The organism is Paraburkholderia jirisanensis (assembly GCF_054782355.1).
In genome coordinates, this window is sequence record NZ_BAAGSQ010000029.1 from 356,788 (window position 1) to 382,074 (window position 25,287).

17 protein-coding genes are annotated in these 25,287 nt (G+C 66.3%); 16 read left to right on the top strand and 1 reads right to left on the bottom strand.

Features of this window, described 5'->3' with window-relative positions:
* The first annotated feature begins 324 nt into the window (after positions 1-324).
* The 3 genes from ACYVNQ_RS27300 to ACYVNQ_RS27310 all read left to right on the top strand — a co-directional run bounded on the left by ACYVNQ_RS27300 (position 325) and on the right by ACYVNQ_RS27310 (position 4,218).
* Complete coding sequence (locus tag ACYVNQ_RS27300; RefSeq protein ID WP_460906715.1) at positions 325-1,740, top strand: MFS transporter; 1,416 nt, start codon at positions 325-327, stop codon at positions 1,738-1,740.
* Between the two features lie 2 nt (positions 1,741-1,742).
* Positions 1,743-1,931 carry a hypothetical protein gene (locus ACYVNQ_RS27305; RefSeq protein WP_460906717.1) on the top strand — a complete coding sequence of 63 codons (189 nt, stop codon included), beginning with the start codon at positions 1,743-1,745 and terminating at the stop codon, positions 1,929-1,931.
* Positions 1,932-2,331: 400 nt separating this feature from the next.
* Positions 2,332-4,218, top strand: a complete 1,887-nt coding sequence (locus ACYVNQ_RS27310; RefSeq protein ID WP_460906719.1) for a putative bifunctional diguanylate cyclase/phosphodiesterase — start codon at positions 2,332-2,334, stop codon at positions 4,216-4,218.
* Positions 4,219-4,317: 99 nt separating this feature from the next.
* Here the strand turns inward: ACYVNQ_RS27310 and ACYVNQ_RS27315 are convergent, their stop codons facing one another.
* Entirely contained in the window at positions 4,318-4,704 is a 387-nt protein-coding gene (locus ACYVNQ_RS27315) for a DUF488 domain-containing protein (RefSeq protein WP_460906721.1), read from the bottom strand.
* A 393-nt stretch (positions 4,705-5,097) separates the two neighbouring features.
* On the opposite strand from ACYVNQ_RS27315, the gene ACYVNQ_RS27320 reads away from it, so the two are divergent.
* The 13 genes from ACYVNQ_RS27320 to ACYVNQ_RS27380 all read left to right on the top strand — a co-directional run bounded on the left by ACYVNQ_RS27320 (position 5,098) and on the right by ACYVNQ_RS27380 (position 25,285).
* Positions 5,098-6,513, top strand: a complete 1,416-nt coding sequence (locus ACYVNQ_RS27320) for an autotransporter strand-loop-strand O-heptosyltransferase (protein WP_460906723.1) — start codon at positions 5,098-5,100, stop codon at positions 6,511-6,513.
* A gap of 90 nt (positions 6,514-6,603) precedes the next feature.
* The gene (locus tag ACYVNQ_RS27325) at positions 6,604-12,132 is read left to right on the top strand and encodes an AIDA repeat-containing protein (protein WP_460906725.1); all 5,529 of its coding nucleotides are present in this window, start codon (positions 6,604-6,606) and stop codon (positions 12,130-12,132) included.
* Between the two features lie 193 nt (positions 12,133-12,325).
* Positions 12,326-12,913 carry a chorismate mutase gene (locus ACYVNQ_RS27330; RefSeq protein WP_460906727.1) on the top strand — a complete coding sequence of 196 codons (588 nt, stop codon included), beginning with the start codon at positions 12,326-12,328 and terminating at the stop codon, positions 12,911-12,913.
* Between the two features lie 148 nt (positions 12,914-13,061).
* Positions 13,062-13,439 carry a DUF6697 family protein gene (locus ACYVNQ_RS27335; protein WP_460906729.1) on the top strand — a complete coding sequence of 126 codons (378 nt, stop codon included), beginning with the start codon at positions 13,062-13,064 and terminating at the stop codon, positions 13,437-13,439.
* Positions 13,440-13,745: 306 nt separating this feature from the next.
* Positions 13,746-14,096 carry a hypothetical protein gene (locus tag ACYVNQ_RS27340; protein ID WP_460906731.1) on the top strand — a complete coding sequence of 117 codons (351 nt, stop codon included), beginning with the start codon at positions 13,746-13,748 and terminating at the stop codon, positions 14,094-14,096.
* On the top strand, positions 14,096-14,980 hold the full coding sequence (locus tag ACYVNQ_RS27345) for a 4-hydroxy-tetrahydrodipicolinate synthase family protein (protein ID WP_460906733.1): 885 nt from the start codon (positions 14,096-14,098) through the stop codon (positions 14,978-14,980). Before ACYVNQ_RS27340 ends, ACYVNQ_RS27345 begins: the two co-directional genes overlap by 1 nt.
* 124 nt (positions 14,981-15,104) lie before the next feature.
* Entirely contained in the window at positions 15,105-15,737 is a 633-nt protein-coding gene (locus ACYVNQ_RS27350) for a GNAT family N-acetyltransferase (protein ID WP_460907715.1), read from the top strand.
* The gene (locus ACYVNQ_RS27355) at positions 15,734-16,120 is read left to right on the top strand and encodes a hypothetical protein (protein ID WP_460906735.1); all 387 of its coding nucleotides are present in this window, start codon (positions 15,734-15,736) and stop codon (positions 16,118-16,120) included. Before ACYVNQ_RS27350 ends, ACYVNQ_RS27355 begins: the two co-directional genes overlap by 4 nt.
* A gap of 129 nt (positions 16,121-16,249) precedes the next feature.
* Positions 16,250-17,401, top strand: coding sequence for an FUSC family protein (locus ACYVNQ_RS27360; RefSeq protein ID WP_460906737.1), 1,152 nt, complete (start codon positions 16,250-16,252; stop codon positions 17,399-17,401).
* Between the two features lie 223 nt (positions 17,402-17,624).
* A complete protein-coding gene (locus ACYVNQ_RS27365) occupies positions 17,625-20,783 on the top strand; it encodes an autotransporter family protein (RefSeq protein ID WP_460906739.1) in 3,159 nt (1,052 codons plus the stop codon).
* 295 nt (positions 20,784-21,078) lie between these two features.
* Positions 21,079-22,440 (top strand): cytochrome c, encoded by a 1,362-nt coding sequence (locus tag ACYVNQ_RS27370; RefSeq protein ID WP_460906741.1) that lies wholly within the window; start codon positions 21,079-21,081, stop codon positions 22,438-22,440.
* Positions 22,437-22,928, top strand: coding sequence for a (2Fe-2S)-binding protein (locus ACYVNQ_RS27375; protein ID WP_460906743.1), 492 nt, complete (start codon positions 22,437-22,439; stop codon positions 22,926-22,928). Before ACYVNQ_RS27370 ends, ACYVNQ_RS27375 begins: the two co-directional genes overlap by 4 nt.
* Positions 22,925-25,285, top strand: a complete 2,361-nt coding sequence (locus ACYVNQ_RS27380) for a xanthine dehydrogenase family protein molybdopterin-binding subunit (protein ID WP_460906745.1) — start codon at positions 22,925-22,927, stop codon at positions 25,283-25,285. The genes ACYVNQ_RS27375 and ACYVNQ_RS27380 overlap by 4 nt, the downstream gene beginning before the upstream one ends.
* Positions 25,286-25,287: the final 2 nt, after the last annotated feature.

Sequence of the window (25,287 nt, forward strand, 5' to 3'; positions counted from 1 at the left end):
GATTGCGCATAGCGCGCGGGCCGCACACCGGCGCTCGCCGCACGCCGCCGCATAGCGCTGCGGCCTCGATGGCATACCTATTGCATTTAACGCCTCCGAGGCCAACGGCGGCTTCCATTTTTCCAGTTCGAGCAGGTCCGTTCGCGTAGGGCGGACCATCAGGGGCAACGGCGTCCCGAACCACGTGCAGCGCGAAACGCGAAAGCGATCGTGCGCACGGGGTTCGGGACGCTTTTGTTTTTGGGCGCTCGTTAAACGGGTAAGCGCGGTAAGCGGTCGATCCGCCGGCGCTTTTCGATTCGCATCCGCCCTCTGAGAGAGACCATGAAGAATCTTTTGAATTCGTTGACGAGCGGTAACTGGCGCGCGCTGCTCGCGTGCTTCTTCTACTTCGATACGGGCTTTACCGTGTGGGTGATGCTCGGGCCGCTCGCGCCGTTCATTCACAAGGACATCGCGATGTCGCCCGCGGAGCTGGGCTTCCTCGTCGCGGTGCCGGTGCTGGCCGCGGCGATCCTGCGGGTGACGCTCGGCAATCTGTATCAGGCCTGCGACGGGCGCCGCATCGCGCTGATGGGCGTGCTGCTGTCGGCCGTGCCGTCGGTCGTGCTGCTGTTGATGCCGGGCGCGCCGTCGTACACGCTGCTGCTGGTGCTCGGCGTGTTCCTCGGCGTCGGCGGTGCGAGCTTCGCGGTCGCGCTGCCGATGGCCGGCAGCAACTATCCGCCGAAGGTGCAGGGGCTGGTGCTGGGTCTGGCTGCGGCCGGCAATATCGGCGCGGTGCTCGACGGCTTCATGTTCCCGGGGCTCGCAGCGCGCTTCGGCTGGGCGACGGCGGCCGGCGCGGCGCTGCCGCTGCTGGCGCTGGCGGCCACGGCATTGTTCTTCTGGGCGCACGACCTCGGTGTGAAGGCAGGCAGCGCGCGGCGCGCGTTCGGCAGCTTCTTCATCACGCTGGGCGGCCTCGTCGCGCTGGTGCTCGCGGTGCATGCGGGCCTCTTCGGTGCGGGCAAGACCGGCGTGCTGCTGCTGCCGGTGCTCGGCGCACTGCTCGCGATCTTCGTGCTGCCGCGCCACTATCGCAGTGTGCTGGTCGAAGGCGATACGTGGGTCGTGATGCTGGTGTACAGCATCACGTTCGGCGGTTTCGTCGGTATGTCGTCGTATGTGACGACGCTGCTGATCTCGCTGTACCAGATGCCGGCGCTCGAAGCAGGCCTGTTCATGTCGCTGCTGGCGTTTATCGGCGCGCTGGTGCGGCCGCTCGGCGGGCTGGTGGCCGACCGTATCTCCGGTGTGCGCGCACTCGTGATGCTGCTTGCTGCGATCTCGCTTTTCGACTTCGTGTTCGCCGCGTGGATGCCGCCGCTCGGCGCCGGCATCGTGCTGCTGGTGGCGATGTATCTGTGCTTTGGCCTCGGTAACGGTGCGACGTTCCAGCTGGTGCCGCAACGCTGGAAGGGCAAGACCGGGCTGATGTCGGGCATTGTCGGCGCAGCGGGCGGCATCGGCGGTTTCTATCTGCCGGTAATCATGGGGATGGCGAAGGAAAGTACCGGCAGCTACCAGATGGGTTTCGCGACCTTTGGCGCGCTGGCTGCGCTGGCGTTCCTGCTGGTGGTGCTGCATCGTGCCCGCTGGCTCGAATGGGCGCTGCCGGCCGAAGGCCGCATGGTGGCCGAGCCGGTTGCGACGCAGTCGTTGCGCGCCGGTGGTGTGCGCGCCGATAGCGGAGCGTAAGGATGCGGGTGGCCGCGCGCCCGCGATATGCGCGGTGTCTCTACATCGGCATCCAAAGCATCCACATGGATGCGCATTTCATCCGTCTCTTCAAGGCGCGCCATCGGGTCGCGCCGCACATCTTCATGATGGAAAACCCCGCGCTGCTGCCGCTCGGCGGCGCCGACGGCGACCTGGCAACGGGCGCCTGATTCCGGCATACGCCCGCCGACGTGCGGGCAATCCCGGACGTCTTTATAGCGCTTTTCATGCGTTACGAATCTCCGCGGTAATAACGGCGTATTAAATCGCATTGCCGGAAAAATATTACCCGCACAAGGATCAAATTTTGCTGACGGTTTAACGCGTAATAGGCTTAGTATTTCGAACTGCGGCTGCTTCAAAAGAACGCAGACACGCGTGGCCTGATGCGGAAAACATGCAAGCGCTTCCATCCGCCACGTGCCTGTACACGGAGACCTCTCACGACACGTTGCGAAAATGCACCAAGAGATAAGTATGTCTTTTATCGAAAGATTATCTTGTCCGTGTACTACGCCCGCGGCTCGAATTGAACTCAGACGCTCGCAATATCGCGCGTTTTTACAGCAGGTGCCTTTGCTGTATGCGGTATTGATCGTCAATACAGTGGCTGTCGCGATTACTCATTTTGCAGTCGCGCCGCTTTATCTGTCGCTGTATGTGCCGCTGCTGCTGTGCCTGTTCTGCGCGGCGCGGGTTGCGTTGTGGCTGCGCTCGCGGCATCTGACGCTAAGCGACGCCGCGCTGGCGCGGCGCCTGCGCTCGACCGTCTGGATGGTCTCGGTGATGGGCGCCGGGTTCACCGGGTGGGCGCTGTCGCTGTATCAGTATGGCGATGCGTACGCGCGCGGCCATGTGGCGCTCTACATGATCGTCACCGTGATCGGTTGCGCGTTCTGCCTGATGCATATGCGGCTCGCCGCGCTATTGCTGACCTGCGTCGTGATCGTGCCGTTTGCGATATTTTTTGCGGCCACGCATAACCCGGTACTGATCGCGATTGCGGTGAACATGGTGCTGGTCGCCGTGGCGATGGTGCTGATCCTGCTGATCTATTACCGCGGCTTTACCGAACTGGTGGAATCGCAAATCCAGTTGCGCGCCAAGCAATTCGAAACGCAACAGCTATCCGACGAAAACTTCCGGCTGGCCAACCGCGACACGCTGACCGGCCTGCCGAACCGGCGCCGCTTCTTCGCGGACCTGAGCGCGCAATTGACGGCCCAACTGCAGATGCAGGCGCAAACGCAGGCGGGCGAGCCCCTGGGTCTTGCAATCGGCATCATCGATCTCGACGGCTTCAAGCGCATCAACGATATGTATGGCCATGTATTCGGCGACCGCGTGCTGGAGGAAACCGGGCAGCGCCTCGCCACGTTGACAAGCCCGCAGATCACGGTGGCGCGTGTCGGCGGCGACGAGTTCGCGCTGCTGGTGGCGGGCACCACCGCGTATCGCGACCTGCTCGAGCTGGGTGCGGCGCTGTGCAACGCTATCGAGCGCCCGTACGTGTTGCCGGATGGCTCCGCGCGGATGTCGGCGTCGGTCGGCTTCGCGCATTTTCCGGAGGCCGGCGCGAGCGCCACGCAGCTGGTCGAGCGCGCGTACTACGCGCTTTATTTTGCGCAGGAGCACCGGCGCGGCGGCACGGTGATCTTTTCGCCGGAGCACGAAACGCAGATCCGCTATCTGAACAAGATCGAAGAAGCGCTGCGGCGCGCGGATTTCGAACGCGAGATCTCGCTGCAATTCCAGCCGATTCTCGATACGGAGTCGCACGAGATCATGGCGTTCGAAGCGCTCGCGCGCTGGACCAGCCCGACGCTCGGTGTCGTGACGCCTTCGATGTTCATTCCGGTGGCCGAGCGCTGCGACCTGATCCACGCGCTGACCGAGGTGCTGCTGCGCAAGGCGCTCGATACGGCGAAGACTTGGCCCGACAAGATGCGCATCTCGTTCAACCTGTCCGCGCGCGACCTGACCACCAGCGGTGCGCTCGAGCGCGTGATCCGCACCACGCTGGCGAGCGGCGTGGCGCCGCACCGGATCGACTTCGAGATTACCGAGACCGCGTTGATCCAGGATTTCGTGCAGGCGCGTAGCGCGCTCGAAGCGTTGAGAAAGCTTGGCGCGCGCATTTCGCTCGACGATTTCGGCACCGGCTTTTCGAGCCTGAACAGCGTGCACCGGTTGCCGATCGACAAGGTGAAGGTGGACGGCAGCTTCGTCGTGAATATCGACCGCGAACAGACTGCGCGCGCGATCGTCAAGAGCATTGTCGATCTGTGCGATAACCTGGGGCTCACCTGTGTGATCGAAGGCGTCGAGACCCAGGCCCAGGCCGATGCGCTGCGCGAACTGGGCGCGAGCGTGATGCAAGGACATCTGTTCGGCAGGCCGGTGCCGGCGGCGCAGGTGCTGAGCCTGTATGTGAAGCGGCCGGTGTCGCGGACTTGATTTGCGTGCGTGGTTCAACCCGCCTGAGCGCGCCCGGTGTGACGCGAGGGCAGCCCGAATGCGGCCTGCGCGCAACCCCAGGCACGGCCTGCGCGGCAGCTAGCGGATCGCTGCGCCGCGCTCCTTCAGCAACTCCCGCAGGATGCCGCGATGGCAGCGGTTTTCGTCGTCGCAATAGCAGCCGACCGCGAAGTTCGTGGTCTGCGACATGGCCGCGAGCAGGTCCAGCACTTTCGGCGCGTCGCCGTGCTTCATCTCCGCGCGGAATTTACGCGCAAACGCCTGCCATTCGTGTTCGGTCGCAGCTGCGAGCGCTTCGCCGACGAGATCCGCGGTCGGCGACAGGATCGGCAGCCATACGTCGTAGTAGTTGCGCGGGCCGAATTCGCTCTTCGGCACGCCGCGCGGCGGACGCCGCACCGTGCCGATGCGCAGGCCTTCGTCGGGCGCGCGGTCCGATCCCAGTTGAACGATGCTTACGCTCATCGACATCTCCTTGATTTGCCGGATCGGCGGCTATTGCTGAAGGATCCTGAAACGGTGCCGTTAGCGTCTATAGGTACGCTTGCTTCGGGCCCGTGTTCGTCATTGCTTTATACGCTCTCGCGCGCCTGCCTGTTTGCGCGGCGCGCTGAGCCCAATGGCGTCAAGCGGGTGGCAAGGTGTCGGCGGGCGGCCCGCGACGCTGTGCCGCCGGCTATTGCCGCTGCGCGCAGCCGATGGTTAAATGAGCCGCTTTTTTTGCCGCCGGATGTCGCTTGATAGGTTGAGAAGCGCAAAGGCAGTGCAAGAAAGGCCCGCACATACGCAGCTATACGATCAACAAGAACATATGAGGCCAATGCCCGCGCCCGCGCGGCGTGACCTTTCGGAACGACTATGTCCAATGCAGGCACGCAGGCATGCGCGGCGGTGGGGTCCGCCGGTAGCCCGGCAACACAGCGCGCAGACATCACTGACGCCGCTAAAGCCACTCACACCGCTGAAGCGCACAGCAGCGCGGTTATTTCAGCCGCCGCAGCCGAGCCCGACAACCCGTCGCTGGCTTCTGTCGCGGCTCCTGGCGCTTCATCCAGCGCCTCGTCCAGCGCCTCGTCCAGCCACGGCCAGAGCCTGCAACCGCCGCCCGCGATACCCACCCAGCTAGGGCCCGCCGGCATCCGCTTCGACTTCAACGACGGCTGCCGCGTCACGCTGCCCGCCGGCGATGGGCAATGGCGCGTGGTGCTGCGCGACACGGCCACCGCGAACCCGCTGTTCGAAACTCAACTGGCGGCAGGCGCCGTAGCGAGCAGCAAGAAGTATTACGTGCCGTTCGAGATCGAAGTCTGGTCGCAGGGCAAAGAGGTCTTCCGTCATCGCCTCGACCTGAGCGGCCGCGAGGTGCTGGTGCATCTGCCGGTCGGCACGCTCGGCGATACGCTCGGCTGGTTTCCGTATGTGGCGAAGTTCGAGCAGCAGCACCGCTGCCGGCTGACCTGCGTGATGGGCGCGCCGCTGATCCCGCTATTCAGCGATGCGTATCCGTCGATCCGATTCGCCACGCCCGACGAGATCGACGCCGGCGAGTTCTACGCGACCTACAACATCGGCCTGTTTTTCACCGATGACGCGAACGTGCGACAGCCTTGCGATTTCCGCCTGGTCGGGCTGCACCGCACCGCCGGCTACATTCTCGGCGTCGACCCGCAGGAAGCGCGACCCGACATCGTGCTGCCCGACCAGACGCGCCCGATCGCCGACAAATACGTCTGCATCGCCGCGCAAAGCACCACGCAATGCAAATACTGGAACAACCCGACCGGCTGGCGCGAGATCGTGCAATTCCTGAAGCAGCACGGTTACCGCGTAATTTGCATCGATCAAAAGGCGACCCACGGCAGCGGTGTCGTGTGGAATCACATACCTTACGGCTGCGAGGATTTCACCGGTGAGCAACCGCTCGCGGAGCGTGCGCGCTGGCTCAGGCATGCGGAGTTTTTCGTCGGCCTGAGCAGCGGCCTTGCGTGGCTGGCGTGGGCGATGCGCACGCCGGTGGTGATGATCAGCGGTTTCACGCATCCGACCAACGAGTTCGATACGCCGTACCGCGTGATCAATTACCACACGTGCAATAGCTGCTGGAACGACGTGCGGGTGCAGTTCGATCATGGGGATTTCCTGTGGTGTCCGCGCCATGCGGGCACGCCGCGGCAATTCGAATGCACGCGGCTGATCACCGCGGAACAGGTGATGAACACGATCCGGCGCATTCCGGCGTTCGCGGCCGCCAACCCGGCGGTCGCGCTTGCATGACGGGCAGCACAAACACGCAGTAACGCAGCACAAAACAAAGCAACACAAAACAAAGCAACAAAAAAAGCAGCAAGGAATTCGGGGAACACCATGAAACGATTCACGTGGCGCCGCGTGTGCGCGCTGCGCGCGTTCGGCCGGCGCCATCGCTGCGCGTCGCGGCTGTTGGGCATGCTGCTGGCCGCACTGAGCGTGCCGCCGTGGTTCGCAGCCGGCGCGCATGCACAGACCACGGTTGCCGCCGGTGCAACCGAAACCAACGCGACGATCGACAACAGCGAGAACGTGCTCGGCACGACCACCGGCGACACTGTGGCATCGGGCGGCGCGCAGCATGTGCTGTCGGGCGGCATGACGCTTGACACCGGCATTGCGGCAGGCGGCCTGCAGACGGTCGAGGCGGGCGGTGTCGCGCAAGGCACTGGGGTGGCGGCCGGCGCTTCGCTGGTGGTTTCGTCGGGCGGCATCGCGCGCAGCGCGACGGTGAGCGGTGGCGTCGACACGGTGCTTGCCGGCGGCGTCACGAGCGGCACCACGCTGCAGAGCAGCGGCGTCGAAGTCGTGTCGTCCGGCGGCATGGCGTTCGACACCACGGTCACGGGTGCGACACAGCAGGTCGTCGCGGGCGGCATCGCGAGCAGCACCAGCGTCGGTGCGCTCGGCGTGGTCGCTGTATCGTCCGGTGGCATCGCGAGCGGCGCGGCGATCGGCTCGGGTGGGCGCATCGATGTTTCCGCGGGCGGCAGTGCGACCCGCACGAGCGTCGATGCCGGCGGCGTCGACAGCGTGGCGGGCACCGACACGTCGGCGACGGTTGCGGCAGGCGGCGTATTGAGCGTGGTTTCCGGTGGTGTCGCGCGTACCACGACGGTGGCGGCCGGCGGCGATGTGGTGATCAGTAGCGGCGGCTCGGCCAGCAGCGCCGTGGTGAGCGGCGGCACGCTGACGGTGTCCGCTGGCGGCAGCGCGGTTTCCGCGACGCTCACGGCGGGCGGCATCGAGAATCTGCAGGGCAACGACAGCGCTGCGCGCATCGGCGCGGGCGGCACGCAGAACGTGCTGAGCGGCGGCACGGAGAGCAACGCGACGCTCAGTAATGGCGGCCAGCAGAACATATCGGCAGGTGGTGTCGCGAGCGGCACGACGGTGTCCGCAGGCGGCACGCAAAACGTGTCGAACGGCGGCACGGCGCGTGGCGCGACGCTCAGTGCCGGCGGGCAGCAGAACATATCGGCAGGCGGTGTCGCGAGCGGCACGTCGGTGCAGGCTGGCGGCGCGCAGAACGTGCTGGCCGGCGGCGTCGCAAGCAGCACCACGGTCGGCAACAGCGGACAGCAGAATCTATCCGCCGGTGGTATCGCAAACGGCACGTCGGTGCGGGCGGGCGGCACGCAAAACATCCTGAGCGGCGGTATTGCAAACAGCGCGACGGTCGGCAACGGCGGACAACAGTCGATCGCATCGGCCGGCACCGCGAACAGCACCACCGTCAGCAACGGCGGCCGCCAAACCGTTTCGTCGGGCGGCACCGCGAGCGCGACCACCGTGCTGTCAGGCGGCGCGCTGACGGTGTCCGGCGGCGGCATCGCAACCGGCATCGTGCAGTCGAGCGGCGCGGCACTGAGCGCCGACACGTCGACCACGCTCACCGGCATCAACGGCGATGGCAACAACTTCTCGATCTCGAGCGGCACGGCGACCAACCTGCTGCTCGAAAACGGCGGCACGCTGACCGTGCTGTCGGGCAATGCGGCGAGCGGCACGCACATCGTCAACCAGGGCTCGGCGGTGGTGCTCGCCGGCGGCTCGGCCACTTCGACGACGATCGCCAACGGCGGCACGCTGAACGTATCGGCCGGCGGCAGCGCGACCGGCGTCACGCAGCTGGCAGGCGCCGCGCTGATCACCAATACCTCGGCAACCGTGCAAGGCACGAACACCGCGAACGGTGCATCGACCAATCCCTTTTCGATTGCCGGCGGCGTCGCGCAAAACGTGCTGATCGAAGGCGGCGGCCAGTTGACCGTGCTGTCCGGCACGCAGGCGAACGGTACGCAGATCGGCAATCGCGGCACCGAGATCGTGCAAAGCGGCGGCGTCGAGGACGGCGCGAGCGTCAGCAGCGGCGGGCGCCTGACGGTGTCGGCCGGCGCCACGGCGATCGACGTGACGCAGCATGCGGGCGCGGCGCTCGTCACCAATACGTCGGCCACGGTCAGCGGCATCAGCGACACGCATGGCGCGTTCGATATTTCCGGCGGCGTGGCGAACGGGGTGTTCGTCGAGAACGGCGGTGCGCTCGACGTGCTGTCGGGGACCTCCGCGCTTTCGTCGTTTGCCGGCAGCAACGGCACGATTACCGTCGAAGCGGGCGCGAGCACCAGCGCGACGCTGGTGCAAAGCGGCGGCTCGCAGGTCGTGCTGGGCGGCGCTGTGGCGGCCGGCACCACGGTCGACGGCGGCGGCGCGCTGTTCGTGTCCGGTGGCGGCACGGCCACCGGCATCGTGCAATCGTCCGGCGGCGCGCTGATCACCAATACGTCGGCGACGCTCACCGGCAGCAACAGCCTGGGCATGTTCGCGATCGACGACGGCAACGCGCTCAACGTGCTGGTCGAAAACGGCGGCCAGCTGACGGTGCTCACCGGCGATACGGCAAGCGGTACGACCGTCGGCAGCCGCGGGCTCGAGACGGTGTCGTCGGGCGGCAGCTCGATCGATTCGGTAGTGACGCAGGGCGGCGTGCTGGTGGTGTCGGCCAACGGCGCGGCAATCGACACGGCAGTCAGCAGCGGCGGCTCGCAGATCGTGTCGTCCGGCGGCAGTGCGAGCGGCACGCAGGTCAGCGCGGGCGGGGCGGAAGTCGTGTCGTCCGGCGGCACGGCCGTCGGCACGACGGTGGCGAGCAACGGCAGCCAGACCGTGCTCGGCGTCGCGAGCGGCACGGAGGTGCAGGCGGGCGGCAGCGTGACGGTGGTGTCCGGTGGCGCGACCAGCGGCACCCTCGTGAATGGGGGCGTCGAGACGGTTGCATCGGGCGGTTCGACGCATGGCACGCAGGTGGTGTCCGGCGGCACGCAGCAAATCGCGATGGGCGGTACTGCGAGCAACACGGTGGTCAGCAGCGGCGGCATGCAAAACATCTCCGCGGGCGGCACGGTGAGCGGCACGCAGGTGCGCGGCGGCACGCAAACCGTCTCGTCGGGTGGCGCGGCGCGTGGCACATCGGTCGACAGCGGCGGCACCAGCATCGTGAATGCGGGCGGCTCCGCCAGCGGCACGACAGTGTCGAGCGGCGGCACGGCGGTGGTGAACGGCGGCGCGGCGAGCGGTACTACGGTGCAAAGCGGTGGCGCCGAGATCGTGCAGTCCGGCGGTACCACGGTCGGTACCTCCGTGGCATCGGGCGCGACGCAGACGGTGACCGGCGCGGGCAGTGTCGCATCGGGTACCTCGGTGGCCTCCGGCGGCACGCAGACAGTCGCGGCCGGCGCGGCGACCTCGGGTACGTCGGTCGCTTCGGGCGGTACGCAGACGGTCAGCTCCGGCGGTCTCGCGTCGGGTACATCGGTTTCCTCCGGCGCGACGCAGATGGTCGCCGCGGGCGGCGTGACGTCGGGCACCTCGGTCGCATCGGGTGGCACTCAGACGGTCAGTTCGGGCGGCCTTGCGTCGGGCACCTCGGTGGCCTCCGGCGGCATCCAGGCGGTCGGCGCGGGCGGTATCACGTCCGGTACGCTGGTCGCTTCTGGCGGCACCCAGGACGTGTTGTCCGGCGGCACCGCAAACGGCTCGGTGGTCGCGAGCGGCGGCGTACAGACCGTGTCGAGCGGCGCGGCCGTCAGCGGCACCCAGGTGTTGTCCGGCGGCACGCAGCATCTGTTCGGATCGCTGACGAATCCGGTCGTGTCATCAGGCGGCACGCTGACGATCGGCCAGGGCACCGCGGCCGGCGACCTGGTCGGCAATACGGCCAACGACGGCCTGCTGGTGTTCAACCGGCCCGATCAGATCACCTATGGCGGCAACGTCAGCGGCGCCGGCACGATCGAGCAGGAAGGCGTCGGCACCGTGGTGCTGAACGGCGACAGTCATCTGTTCAGCGGCCTCACCGAAGTGATGTCCGGCACGCTGGCGGTCGGCGACAGCGACCATCCCGGCGCACAACTGGGCGGCAATGTGCTGGTCGACGCGCCGGGCACGCTGCGCGGCCACGGCACGATCGTCGGCAATCTGACCAACAACGGGCTCGTGATGCCGGGCGGCTCGGTCGGCACGCTCGCCGTGGGCGGCAACTTCGCGCAGGCCAGCGGTGCGACGCTGTCGATCGAAGTGAGCCCGACCTCGGGGTCGCAACTGCATGTGGGCGGCGCGGCTGCGCTGAACGGCGGTCTGCAGATCGTCTACGACCCGGGCACGTATCAGCCGAAAAGCTATGCAATCGTGGCCGCGGCGGGCGGCGTCAGCGGCCGCTTCGCGAACGTGTCGAGCACGCTTGCCGCGGGGGCGCAACTGGGCTCGCTGCAGCAGGCTGTCACATACGGTGCGAACGAAGTCGACCTCGTGCTGAGTGGGCTGGCGCAGCAGGAGCCGGGCGCAGACACGGGCGGCACGGGTGGCAGCGCAGACGGCAGCACGCTGTCCGGCGCGCCAGTGGTGGTCGCGCCGACCGGCATCAGCATCTATACCGCGCTCGGCACGACGCTCGCGTTGTCTGCGCAGATGGCCAATGCGGCGCTGCTCGAGCGTGTGCCGTTCGCCGACGGCACGGCTGCTGCCGCATCGGCTCCGCGCATCTCGTCACGCGCGTCGGTCTGGGCCGTAGCAACCGGCTCGCAGACGAAGGTGCATGGCAGCGGCAGCGCGCCCGGTTTCGAGGCGCGCAACTACGGCTTCATCGCGGGCGCCGATCAGCGGGTGGGATCGTATACGGTGGGCTTCTCCGGCAGCTACAACCATAGCGACATCAGCGAAGACAGCACCGGTGACTCCGGCACGACCGATACGCTGCGCGCGGCGTTCTACGGCGCGCGCACGCTCGGCCCGGTCGAGGTGTCCGCAACCGTCGGCGCGGGCCTCGATTTCCTGTCGCAAAAGCGCCCGTTCGGCGCGGCCGGCACCGCCGAGGGCGACCATCTCGGTCAGGAAGCGACGGCCGCCGCGCAGGCTGCGCTGCCGCTATCGATGGGTGGCGTGATCGTGACGCCGCGCATCGGCCTGCGCTTTTCGTATTTGCACGCGAACGGTTTTAGCGAAAGCGGCGCGAACGGCCAGGACCTGACGGTCGGCACCGATAATCTGCGCAGCCTGCAGCCTTACGCGCAAATCGCATTCGACAGGGCTTTCGGCGATTCGCTCAGGCCGGTGAACGTCGAGCTGCGGGTCGGCTACGCGCACGAGTTGCTCGGCACCGGACGCACGGTGACGGTCGGCGCGCAGGACGGCACGTTGTTCGCTGCTCCGGGCACCAGCTTGCCGCGCAATCTGTTGACCACGGGCGTCAGCATCGGTCTGCAGCCGGTGAAAGCGCTCAGCGTATCGCTTGGCTACGACGCGCTGATCGCCACGCGCCATGCATCGGCGCAGGCGGCGAGCGTGAAGCTCGCTTACCGGTTCTGAACGTATCGTCGACACGCGTGTCGAACATCCGCTGCGCGGGCCGGGCCCGCTGCAGGCTGGATGAAAATTTTGTGGGCAGGGGAATAGCGCCTGTGTGCCGGGTGTTATTTGCATGCGGGCGCAGCCTCGCATATCCGCCCCCACGAACGCCGTCGCCGTCGCCGCGGCTGTCTTACACGCAAAGGATCCATCGATGTTGAGGTTCAGTTCTTACAAGTCGCGTTTCCTCGTCACACCGCTGGCCGCCGCGCTGCTCTTTGCCGCGCCGCTTGCAAACAGCGCGCCGGCGGACGGCGACGCATTCCTGCCGTTGCTCGATCTGACCGTCGCGCGTCTGCACATCGCCCGGCAGGTCGCGTTGTCGAAATGGGATTCGCGCAAGCCGGTGGAAGATCTGCCGCGCGAAGCGCAGGTGATCAAGGCCGCCGCCGACGATGCGCGCGCGCTCGGCGTGCCGCCGCAACTCGCCACGCACTTCTTCGCCGATCAGATCGAAGCCAACAAGCTGGTGCAATACGGGCTGCTTGCACAATGGCACCGCGACGGCCGCGCACCGGACGAAAAGCGCGTGGATCTCGCCAAAGACATCCGTCCGGAACTCGACCGCCTGCAGAAAGGCTTCATCAAGACGCTAGCCGATACCCAGACGTTGCGTGCCCAGACGGATTGCAGCGTGCAACTCGCGCGCACCACGCAAGCCTATGCGGCAAGCCATGCGCTAGACCCGCTCTATGCACTGGCGATGGACCGCGCGCTCGCACGGGTTTGCGAGCCGGAGTGACGCGCCGCGATTCGTCGCTCACGCAACGAATAAATACTCGGCCTTTATTGCGCCGTGCAGGGAATTTACAGGTGTTTTAGGCGCGATTCGCTATCGTCCTGGTCTCCGCTCCAATGGCATCGCCAAGGGCGGTTTTCTGGAGGCCTTTATGGACGAATTCGAAGTCGGCAAAGATTATTCGCGTGAATTTATTCACACCGTGTGCGGCGGCAACAAGCAGTCGTTTCTGCCGACCAAGCAAGGCAAGGTGGTCGCCGCCTGCTTGCGCATGGACTTGAACCCGCAGGCGCCGGACGTGATCCTGTGCAACAGCGCCGCGTCCTCGCGCGCGGCTGGCCGCACGCTGTCACGGCAGGATTATCCGATCCCGGTGTTTATCCGCTCGGAAACCGACCGGTTTCGCTACGTCGGCCAGTACGCGCCTGACGAGTCGCTAACCGCACCGCTCGAAACCGCGCCGTATGCGCGCAACACGAGCTTTACCGTAGGACAACTTTCGCGCGTGATCAAGATGAAGCGTTGTTGAGGCCACGGCGCCATGACGCACGCTGAGACGATCACGGCAAACCGGGCGCAGCGGCCGCAAGGCCGGCGGTCTGCGCCTCTTTGCGGCCGTTGTGCAGTCGCTCGCAAGGCACGCCTGGCGGTGCCTTGCGAGTCGCTTGCAGAGGGCTGTTGCGGCGCTTGCGCGACACTTCGCATGCTGTTTTGCACGGCGCTTTCGCGTCGCGCATCGGCACGTAATTTTTTCGCGCATGCGCCGCATTTTTGCACCGCATTTATACCCGCAGGACTAATCTCGTAACTGTCTTGACCACCCCCGCAGGGGTAAATGCCCATCATGGCCCTCACACAACTGTCCGAAGTCCCCGACGCCACGCGACAGATCGCGCGCCCCGTCCTCAAGAACAACGTCATTCCCTTCCCGCTGTCGCGTGTGCTGTTACCGGTCACCCTGATGCACGATTCGGAACAGGCTGCACGTGCGCAACTCAAGTCCCTGCTGCATTCCCCGCTTGGCGTGTACGCGGTCGGCACCGAAATCGTGCGCGACGGTGTGCGCATCACATTCTCGATTGCGCCCGAAGATCTCGATTTCACGATGCACACGCTGATTGCCTCGGTGCCGCAGGCACTGATCGGTTCGCTCAGGCGCACCGCCTCGCTGAAAGAGGCACGCTGATGTACTCCGGTATCTGGTTGCCGCTGGTCACGCCGTTTCGCAACGGCGAAGTCGATATCGAAGGCCTGCAGCGTCTGGCCGACTACTATCTGCGTACCGAGATCAGCGGCTTCGTCGCGCTCGGCACCACCGGTGAGGCGGCGCTGCTCAGCGAAAGCGAACGCGTCACCGTGCTGCAGGCGCTGTGCGACGTGGTCGGTGCGCGTCTGCCGGTGCTGGTCGGCGCAGGCGGCTCGGACACGCGTGAAGTCGTGCGGGAAATCCGCCGCTACGAGCGCTGGAACTGCGCCGGCTACCTGGTATCGGCGCCGGCTTATCTGTGCCCCGATCAGGCCGGCGTGCAATGGCACTTCGAACAGGTTGCGAACGCAACCGAACGCTCGATCGTGCTGTACAACGTGCCGCATCGCACAGGCGTGAAGATCGAGCCGGCCACGGTCGAGCGCCTGCTCGAGCTGGACAACGTGGTGGCGATCAAGGAATGCGTAAAAGATAACTTCGACAAACTGCGCGGCCTGTCGCTGAACGTGCTGTGCGGCAGCGACGATGCTTACGTCGACTGCCTGCGCGCCGGCGGCGCGGGTGGCGTGCTGGCGAGCGCGCATGTGTGCGCGGATCTGCTCGTCGAAGTGCGCGAGCTGATGCGCGCGGCGCGCGACGATCACGCGCTCGCGCTGTTCTCGAACCTGCTGCCGCTGTTGCGGCTGTTGTTCGCGGCGCCGAATCCGGCGGCGATCAAGGCGATGCTCGCCTTCGATCATCCGGTGACCGACGAGACCCGCATGCCGATCACGCGTGCTTCGGCCGAACTGGTCGAGCGGCTCGCGCAGGCGCGCGACCGTTTGCAGGACCTGCGTGCCGAATGCGTGGGCGCGGCCAGCTAGACAGAACGCCGGGCGCAGTGCGCAGCGCCCGGTGAACTCCGATCTCATCACAACCATGACTTTGAGGCAGGCGCACGACGACCGCACGCAGACGATGCTGGCGACACCGCGCCTGAAGGAATGCATGTACACGCAATACCCGGCGGTTAAACCCGCCGCACGCAGCGACGCTGCGCCGCGCGGCGCAGGCAGTGTCACGCTGCGCCGCTTCGATCCGGCGCGCGATTCGTACCAGCAGCTGACAGCGATGCTGCATCGTGCGTTCGCGCGGCTCGGCACGATGGGGCTCAACTGCCTGTGCGTCGACCAGACCGAGCCGGCGACACGCGAGCGCGCGCGTGGCGGCGACTGCTTCGTCGCGGCCTGCGGCAACGATCTGGTTGGCACGATGACGCTGTATGCGCGCGATGCCGAATCCGCCTGCGAACATTACCGCGTCGAAAATGTCGCGACGCTGCGCCAGTTCGGCGTCGATCCGGCATGGCAGAGCCGCGGCATCGGAACTTCGCTGATCGCGCTGGCCGAGCACTGGGCCGCGATCCGCGGCCATGCGCAACTCGCGCTCGATACGCCGTACCCGGCGCAGCATCTGCTCGAGTTCTATCGCGGCCAGGGCTTCCGCATCATCGACGTGCAGCGTTTCGACGGTCGCGACTACGACAGCGCGATTCTCAGCAAGCCGCCGGTGGCCGCGCGCACGCTCGCGAACTGGTCGCGCCGCCTCGAATTGCCGCCCACCATTCCGCGTGCCGCATGAACACACCTAAGCGCACCGGCCGCCAGCCGGTACCGATGCTGTACTCGAGGCCGCTGATGATGCTGCGCGGCATGTGCAAGGTGATTGCGATCGCCTTTGCGGTGAACCAGGTGTTGACCACCATCTTCGAGTACGTGGCGCAACAGGTCGATCCGGGCTTGCCGCATCAGATGGTGTGGCTGTTCAGCTGCATGACCTGCGGGCTGCTGACACTGTGGCTGCAGGCCGACGCGCGCCGCGCGTTCGCGGCGGCGCGCAAGCAGGGTTTCGTCGAGCTGGCCGGCGACAAGACCACACGCGTGCTGATGATCGATGCGGGGTGCCCGAAGCGCTGGCTGGTGATTCTGCATGTCGAGTTGAATCCGGCGGCGCTCGGCGCGTAGGCGCAGCGTTGCCGTAGCTGGATTGCGTGCGCAGATTCCGCCGGACTGCGCAGTGCGCCGAAAACCGTCTATAAAGACACTGTTGTGCGACCCGTGTCGCAAGTGTCACGAACCGACGGTGCCGGCCACATGGATGACCACCAGCCACCCGATACGACGCCTGAGCGCGCCGCCCTGCGCGCGCCCACCGGCCTCGCCCGCTACCGCCACCAGGCGGCGCATCCGCTGCGCGCGGTTGGCCACTGGCTGGCCCGCGTCGATCCCGGCACGCACCGGCGCGTCAAAGGGCTGCGCCTGATCACCGCTTACGGCATCGCGGCCGCGCTCGGCGCACTGCACGACATCACGCGCGACGTGCCGGGCGGTGCGGTGCTCGGCACGCTCGCTGCCGCTTTCGCGCTATGGGCGAGCGTGCACGAAGCGCGCACCACGCGGCGCGAATCGAGCCGCGATCTGGCCTTGCTGTGCGTGGCGATCGGCATGGGCGCGGCGGTGTACGTCGTGCTGTCGCCGTTCGCGAACAACTTCGGCCGCAGCGGCCACGAAGCGACGCTGGTGATCGGCGCGTTCCTCGTCGGCTATATGAAGCGTTTTTTCGGTGTGCTCGGCGCGGGCCTCGGCTCGATGTTCTTTATCGGGCAGTTGTACGCGTACAGCGTCCATCTGACGCCGGCCGATCTGTCGGCGATCGGCGTGGCCGTGCTGATCGCCGCGCTCGCGTCGATCGTGCCGCGCATGCTGAGCGGGCCCGCCGAGCGGCCGGCCTTGCTCGCGGCGCTGTCCGCGGTGCCGGCGGGCGTCGCCAGACGCTGGCAGCCCGAGTTCGTGATGGGCCTGCAGGCGGCCACCGCGTCTGCCGTGGTGGTGGCGCTCAATGCGCTGATCGGGCTCGAAGAATCGGTATGGGCGGTTACCGCGGCGGTCTATGTGGTGGCCGGTTCCGCATCCGGCACGATGCAGCGCGTGCGGCGCCGCATTCTCGGCACGCTGGTCGGCGTGCCGCTCGGGCTGGTATTCCTGCCGCTTGCCGAGCACGCGCCGCTGGTGGCTTGGGCCGTCGCCGCGCTCGCGATGGTGATCTACGCGATGGCGCTGCCCGAACGCTACGACGTCGCGTGCGGCGCGTTCGCGTTCGTGCTGATCGTCACGCTCGCGATGAACGGCATTCATTCGGTCGAGTTTCTGTTCGCGCGCGCGTGGGAGACCTTGATCGGCGGCGCGCTGGGTCTGGTGGCCGCGATGTTTATCTTTCCGCTGCGGGCGATTCAGCCCGACGCGTAGCGCGTCCCACGCCGCAGCCCGTCACGCACTACCGGTCAGACCACCGGTAATCAACCGTAACCGGCAACCCCGCCGGTTTTCGCATAACCCGCCGCGTTGTAACAGAACCGTCACGGATGCGCCGAAGAATGGCTGGCTGTTCATTTCAGCCGGCTTTTAAATCGATTTAAATCGCTTTAATTCGCCTTGAAGTGCCGGCTCCCTCTCCGTCACAGCACGCTACATGAAAAAAACAATCGTGGTTCTCGGGGTCCTGGCGTTGTTCGATCAAAGCCAGGCATGGGCAGCGCCGTCGCCGGCCGCCTTCGATGTAACAAGCGGCCAGACGCTCGGCACCGCCCAGGTGCTCGCCAATGGCCTCGCCGGCAGGGTCGAGCAGGGCGGTACGCTCAATGTCACCGGCGGCACGACCGCGATCGCGGTTACCGGCAATGCGACGATCGTCAACAACGGCACGATCGATGCCGATACCGGCCGCGCCATCCGCGACAATACCGGCGGCCTGACGCTGAGCGTGTTCAACAACGCGGGCGCGACGATCTTCACGAACGATTCGGACGTGATCCAGATGAACAAGGCGAACAGCAACATCGTCTTCTTCAACGCGGGCACGCTGAATTCGAACAACGCATCGGCGGGCGGCTCGCAGGCGATCGACTTCAACGCGATCACGACCGGCCGCAACGTCCTGTACAACTTCGCGTCAGGCCAGATTCTCGCCAACGAAGCCGATGCGGTGCGCCCCGGCGTGAACGGCTTCGTCTACAACGACGGCCTGATCAAGTCGACCAACAACCCGGGCAGCACGGACAGCTCGGACGGCGTCGATCTGCAGAGCAACAGCGGCATTACCGTTGTGAACGCAACCACTGGCACCGCAAGCACGGCGGGCACCGGTTCGATCATCGGCGCGCGGCACGGTATCACCGGCGGCAACACGGATACCACCACCGACGGCACCTTCAAACTCAGCGTGACGAACAACCTGGGCGGTCTGATCGAAGGCAGCAACGGTTCGGGTATCAACATCGACGGCTTCAATGCCAACGAGCTGGTGACGATCGTCAACCACGGCATGATCGTCGGCAACGGCATTAACGGCGACGGCGATGGCGTCGACGTGGACGGCCTCGTCAACCTCACCAACACCGGCACGATCCTGTCGACGCAGGCGCTCAACGACACCAGCGAAGGCGTGACGGTGGGCGGCGGCACGATCGTCAACTCGGGGCGTATCGAGGGCGACAACATCAACGGCGGCGTCGGTCGCGGCATCACGCTGGCCGGCATCGACAAGGATCCGGTGAGCGGCGCGGCAATTCCGATCGAAGGGATTTTCGGCAATACGTCGGTGGTTAACAGCGGTGTGATTCGCGGCCAGACCGATTCGGCGATTGCGGTGACCGGCGCGCGCAACAGCTTTACGGTGAGCATCGTGAACCTGCCGGGCGGCCTGCTCGAAGGGGGCGGTGCGACCGCGGCGGCGGTGTTCACCGGCGCGAACGACGCGAGCGTGATCGACTACGGCACGATCACCGCGGATTCGAGCGGTCGCGCGGTCGATCTCGGCAGCGGCAACAGCAGCCTGCAGATTCTCGGCGGCGCGGCGCAGATCAACGGCGATATCTCGGGCGGCACCGGCACCAGCAGCCTGACGATCGCGCCGGGCGTGGGGCAGCAATTCAACTACGCCGGCGCGATCAGCAATTTCGCGAGCGTCGAGATCGGCGCGGGCAATGTGGCGCTGAACGGCACCAGTACGTACACCGGCACGACCACGATCGATGCGGGCGCAACGGTCGCCGTCGGCGATGCATCGCACCGCGGCGCGACGCTCGGTAGCGGTACGACCACGGTGGCCGCTGGCGCGGTGCTCGGCGGTTATGGCGCGGCGCTCGGCTCGGTGAACAACAATGGCACGCTGGCGGTGGCCGCCGCGTTGCCGCAGTTCACCGGCATGGGGCCGGGCAGCTTTACGATCGGCGGCAACTATACGGGCGGCGCGAATGCGCAGCTGGTGATGAACGAACAGCTGCAGGCGGGCGGGACGGCTTCGCAGCTAGTGGTCGGCGGCAATGTCACGGGCAGTACCGCGTTGACGGTGCGCGTGACCCGCAACGGCGTCGCAACCAGCGGCGACGGCGTCCAGCTGGTGCAGGTGAACGGCACGTCGACGAGCAACGCGTTCCATCTGACCAGCCCGGTGCAAAGCGGCGCGTATCAATACCTGCTGTACAAGGGCGGCGCGTCGGGCGCAAACAGCTGGTTCCTGCGCACCACGCTCGAAGACGGCAGCACGCCGGCTGCGGCAAGCGCCACGGCGGCGGCGCAGGCACAGGGCGTCGCAAGCAGCTTTGCCGCAGCAGCGCCGGGCACCGATGCAAGCAGCGGCCCGGTCGCGTTCCGGCCAGGTGTGGTCGGCTATTCGATGACACCGTTGTTGAACGCCGACTACGGCTTCACGATGCTGGGCCAGTTGCAGGATCGCGTCGGCGATATCGCGAACGCCGGACAAGGCGACCCGCAAAACCGCAACCAGCAGCGCAATGGCGTCTGGGCGCGCCTGGGTGGCGCGAACGTCGATGCGAACAGCTCCGATCGCTTCTCCGCCGACGAACGGACCTTCTTCGCGGAGTTCGGCAAGGACTGGACCCTCGCGCATGGCGAGAAGGGCGGCAGCACGCATGCCGGCGTGACGCTGACCTTCGGCTCTTCGTCGGGCACCTTCGAAGACAGCTTCCGCAGCATCAATCCCAACCTGAGCACCAGCACCGGCTCGGTCGAAACCCAGGCGCAGACGCTCGGCGGTTACTGGACGAAGTATCTGCCGGACGGCACCTATATCGATGGCGTCGGCCAGTTCACGCACTACCGCAACAAGTACGGCGACATCTTCGGCGATGGCGCGACGCAGAACGGTTTCGGCGCGGGTGCATCGGGCGAGGTGGGCAAGCCGTTCGCGATCGCTTCGACACCGCTCGCGATCGAGCCGCAAGTGCAGCTGCTGTACCAGTACCTGCATCTGAACGACTTCGGCGACGGCGTCTCCGATATCTCGGGGAACACGACCAATGCGCTGCGCGGCCGGATCGGCTTCCGGCTGTTCGACGCGAACCTGTCGAACGATACGAAGAGCGGCAGCGCGACGCCGTATTTTTCGGCGAACGTGCTGCACGATTTCTTCTCGCCGGGCACGACGACGGTGGCGGGCACAAGCTTCGACGATCATCTGGCGAAGACGTGGTACGAGCTGGGCGTCGGCGTATCGGCGAGCCTGGGCCGGGCATCGCTGCTCTATGCGAACGTCAGTTATGCGCGCAACATCGGCGGCGACTATCGGCGCCAGGTGTTCGGGCAGGCGGCGTATCGCTATAGCTGGTAGGTCACGATAACGCTCACGCTCACGCGCGCAGCAACGCGCATATCGCGGCTGACAGGCAACGCGATATGCGCGCTTCATCGCTTCACCCCATCACGTGCTTTAGCCTCATCTTGCACTGGCAACTTTTTTTCAGCGCACGCATCATACGGAGCACTGCGCGGGCAAGCACAGATCACTGTGGATGTGCCGCCCGCGTAGTGCTGCTGTGATGGATGCTTGCTGAAAGAAATGCGCATTGCGTCGCTGCGTAATCGTAATCGCAATGGTGCGTCGTGAACTCGACGCTGGAGGCGGGATGAAAGGGAAGATCGTCGTGGTTGCCATCGTGCTTGCGGCGGCCGCTGGGCTCTCGCAGGCATGGGAGCGATCGATCGATCCCGTCGCTGCGCAGGCGCCGGCTGCAGCGGATGCCGCACAGATCGAACGCGGTGCGCATCTCGCTGCGCTCGGCGATTGCGTCGTCTGCCACACCGCGAAGGGCGGCAAGCCATTCGCCGGCGGCTTGCCGCTCGTCACGCCATTCGGCACGATCTACTCGACCAACATCACACCCGATACCGACACCGGCATCGGCCGCTGGTCGCTCGCGGCGTTCACGCGCGCGATGCGCAACGGCGTGTCGCGCGACGGGCATCATCTGTATCCGGCGTTTCCGTATCCGCACTTCACGCATATGACCGACGCGGATATCGCCGCGGTCTACGCGTTCATGATGTCGCGCGATCCGGTGCGGGCGAGCGCGCCGGCGAACCGGCTGGTGTTTCCGCTGAATTTCCGGCCGCTGGTGGCGGGCTGGAATCTGCTGTATCTGCAGCGCGGGCCCATGCCGGGCACGCCTGTCAACGCCGAAGCGGAGGGCACGACCGACCCGACGCAGACCGTCGAATGGCAGCGCGGCCGCTATCTGGTGGATGGCGTCGGCCATTGCGGCGCATGCCACACGCCGCTTGGCCAGCTTGGTGCGGAGAAGCACGAGCAGATGTTTGCCGGCGGCGTGATCGACGGCTGGGACGCGCCGCCGCTGACCACGTTGCTGAACGCGCCGACACCGTGGACCCGCGCGCAACTGGTCGCGTATCTGCGTACCGGCTTTGCGAGCCAGCATGGTGCGGCGGCGGGCCCGATGCTGCCGGTCACGCAGTCGCTGGAGAACGCGCCGCAGGCGGATGTCGAAGCGATGGCGACCTATCTGATGTCGCTGCAACAGGCAGCACCGGCGAACGCGGGCGCAGTTGCAGCGAGTGCAGGTGCGGGTGCGAGTGCGAGTGCAGGTCCGCACAACCAGGCGGTGAACCTGACGCAACTGGCGCCGCCCGCGGCGCTCGCCAACGGCGCGACGCTATTCAATGCGGCATGCGCGTCGTGCCATAGCGTGGTGGCGCCGATGTCGATCTTCGGCGATCGGCCGTCGCTTGCGCAAGGTACCGCGGTGAATGCGGACAGCCCGCGCAATACGGTGCGCATGATGCTGGACGGCATCGGCTGGCAGCACAGCGAGGCCGCGCATTTCATGCCGCCGTTCGCGCAAACCTTCAGCGACGCGCAGATCGCCGATCTCGCCAACTACACGCGGGCCCGTTTCAGCAAGCATGGACCGTGGCCCGACCTCGACGCCGCAGCCGTCGCAAAGATACGCAAGGAGGGCGTCGAGCCATGATTACGCTGACTGTCAATAACGTGCGCCATACGCTCGACATCGATCCGTCGACGCCGCTGCTTTACGTGCTGCGCAACCAGTTGCAGCTGAACGGTGCGAAATACGGTTGTGGTCTCGGCCAATGCGGCGCGTGCACGGTGCTGGTCGACAACCAGCCGGTATTCTCGTGTCTGATACCGGCGGTTGCGTGCGGCGAGCGGCCGGTGCGCACCGTCGAAGGACTCGGCAGCGCTGCGCATCCGGGGCCGTTGCAGCGCGCGTTCATCAACCAGCAGGCGGCGCAGTGCGGCTACTGCATCGCGGGGATGATCATGCGCGCGCAGAGCCTGCTCGAGCGTGTGAAGACACCGAGCGACGAGCAGATTCGCGCGCATCTGCAGCCGAACCTGTGCCGCTGCGGCACGCATATGCGGATCGTCGCGGCGATCCGCGAAGTGGCGGGCGCGGGTGGGCTCGAGGCGGCCGCAAGCGCAGGGGCACATTCATGAGCGGGCGCGGATCGAATGAAGCCCCAGTAAAAGCCGACGTCGAAACAACGGTCGACATGAACCGCCGCCGCTTTCTGGCGGCCGGCTCGCTGCTGGTCAGCTTCACGCTGCTGCCGCCCACACGCGCGATCGCGCAGACGACCACCACCGAAGCGGGCACCTTCACCGCCGCCGCGCCGCTGTTGCCCGGCAGCCTGAAAACATCGCCGCAGCTCGACGCGTGGATCAGGATCGACGCGCAAGGCGGCGTGACCGTTTGCACCGGCAAGGCCGAACTCGGCACTGGCATCCGCACTGCGTTCCTGCAACTGGCCGCCGAGCAGCTCGACGTCGAGCCGCACCAGATCAAGCTGATCACCGCCGATACCGGCGAGACGCCGAACGAAGGCTATACCGCAGGAAGCCACTCGGTAGCCGACAGCGGCACCGCGATCTTCAACGCGGCCGCGCAAGTGCGCGCGCTGCTGCTGCAAAGCGCGGCCACGCATCTAAACGTCGACATCGCGACGCTGACCACGCAGGGCGGCACCATCGTCGCCGCGGACGGGCGCCTCCTGTCGTATGGCGAAGCAGTGAGCGGTGTCGATCTGCATCAGTCCGCGCGGCCCGGCGTGCCGCTCAAGCCGCCTGCGCAATTTCGCGTGGTCGGGCGCACGCTGCCGCGCGTGGATATTCCGGGCAAGGTCAGCGGTGGTCAAAGCTATGTGCAGGACCTGCGTTTGCCGCATATGGTGCACGCGCGTGTCGTGCGTCCGCCGGCCTATGGCGCGACGCTGGCTGCGCTGGATACGACGCATATCGAGGCGCTGCCCGGCGTGCTGAAAGTGGTGCGCGACGGCAGCTACCTCGCGGTGGTCGCCGACGACGAATGGCGCGCGATCGTCGCGATGCGCGAACTGATGGCCGCCGCGCAATGGCATGCGGGGCCGCCATTGCCGGATCCGGCGACGATCCACGCGACGCTGATGAAACTGCCCGCACAGGAAATCGAAGTAGCGGATCGGCACGCGGTACCGGGCAACCCGCAAGCCGGCGCGCAGCCCGGCACGGCGGTGCGCACGCTCGAAGCGCGCTACAGCAAGCCGTATATGACGCACGGTTCGATCGGGCCGTCCTGCGCGGTGGCGCAGTTCGACAACGGCGCGCTGACGGTGTGGACGCACACGCAAGGCGTCTATCCGCTGCGCGCGGGGCTGGCGGAAATGCTGTCGCTGCCGAACGGGCAGGTGCGCTGCATTCACGTCGAAGGCTCCGGCTGTTACGGCCACAACGGTGCCGACGACGTCGCCGCGGATGCCGCGCTGATCGCCCGCGCGATGCCGGGGCGGCCGGTGCGCGTGCAGCTGATGCGCGAGCAGGAGCACACGTGGGAGCCGTTCGGCCCGGCGATGAGCGCGCATGTGCGCGCGTCGCTCGATGCGAGCGGCACGATCGTCGACTGGAACTACGAGATGTGGAGCAACACGCACAACAACCGGATCGAAAACGCCGGCCGCCTGATGCCGACGTGGTTGCTCGCGCAACCATTCAAGCCGGCGCCGCCGAAACCGATTCCGATGCCCGAAGGCGATGGCGACCGCAACAGCATTCCGCTGTACAGGCTGCCGAACCTGCACGTGCAATATCACTTTCTGCCGGACATGCCGATCCGCGTGTCGGCGATGCGTTCGCTCGGCGCGCATATGAACATCTTCGCGATCGAGAGTTTTATCGACGAGCTCGCATTGGCGGCGCAGGCCGATCCGGTGGAGTTTCGCCTGAAGCATCTCGACGATCCGCGTGCGCGCGATGTGATCGCACTGGCGGCGCAGCGCTTTGGCTGGCAGAAGCGCGGCGGTGCGCGCAGCAGCGGCGTGCGCGACAGTGCGCAAGGGCGGCGTGATGCGGGCGGTTTGCGCGGCGTCGGTTTTGCGTTCGCGAAGTACAAGAACCTGATGGCGTATTGCGCGATCGCGATGGAGATCGTCATCGATCGCAACACCGGACAGATCGACATCGAGCGTGTGGTGACAGCAATCGATTGCGGGCAGATCGTCAATCCGGACGGCGTGCGCAACCAGGTCGAGGGCGGCATCCTGCAGACCGCGAGCTGGACGCTATACGAACAGACCCAGTTCGATACGCAGCGCATCACGAGTTACGACTGGAGCACTTATCCGATCATGCGTTTCTCGTCGGTACCGAAGCAGGTCGACGTGCATCTGATCGACCGGCCGGGGCTGCCGTTTCTCGGCGTCGGCGAAGCGGCGCAAGGGCCGGCTGCGGCCGTGCTCGCCAATGCGATTGCCGATGCAACCGGCGCGCGGATTCGCGATTTGCCGCTGGCCGGCGCGCGGTTGAAGGCGGTGCTTGCGTAAGT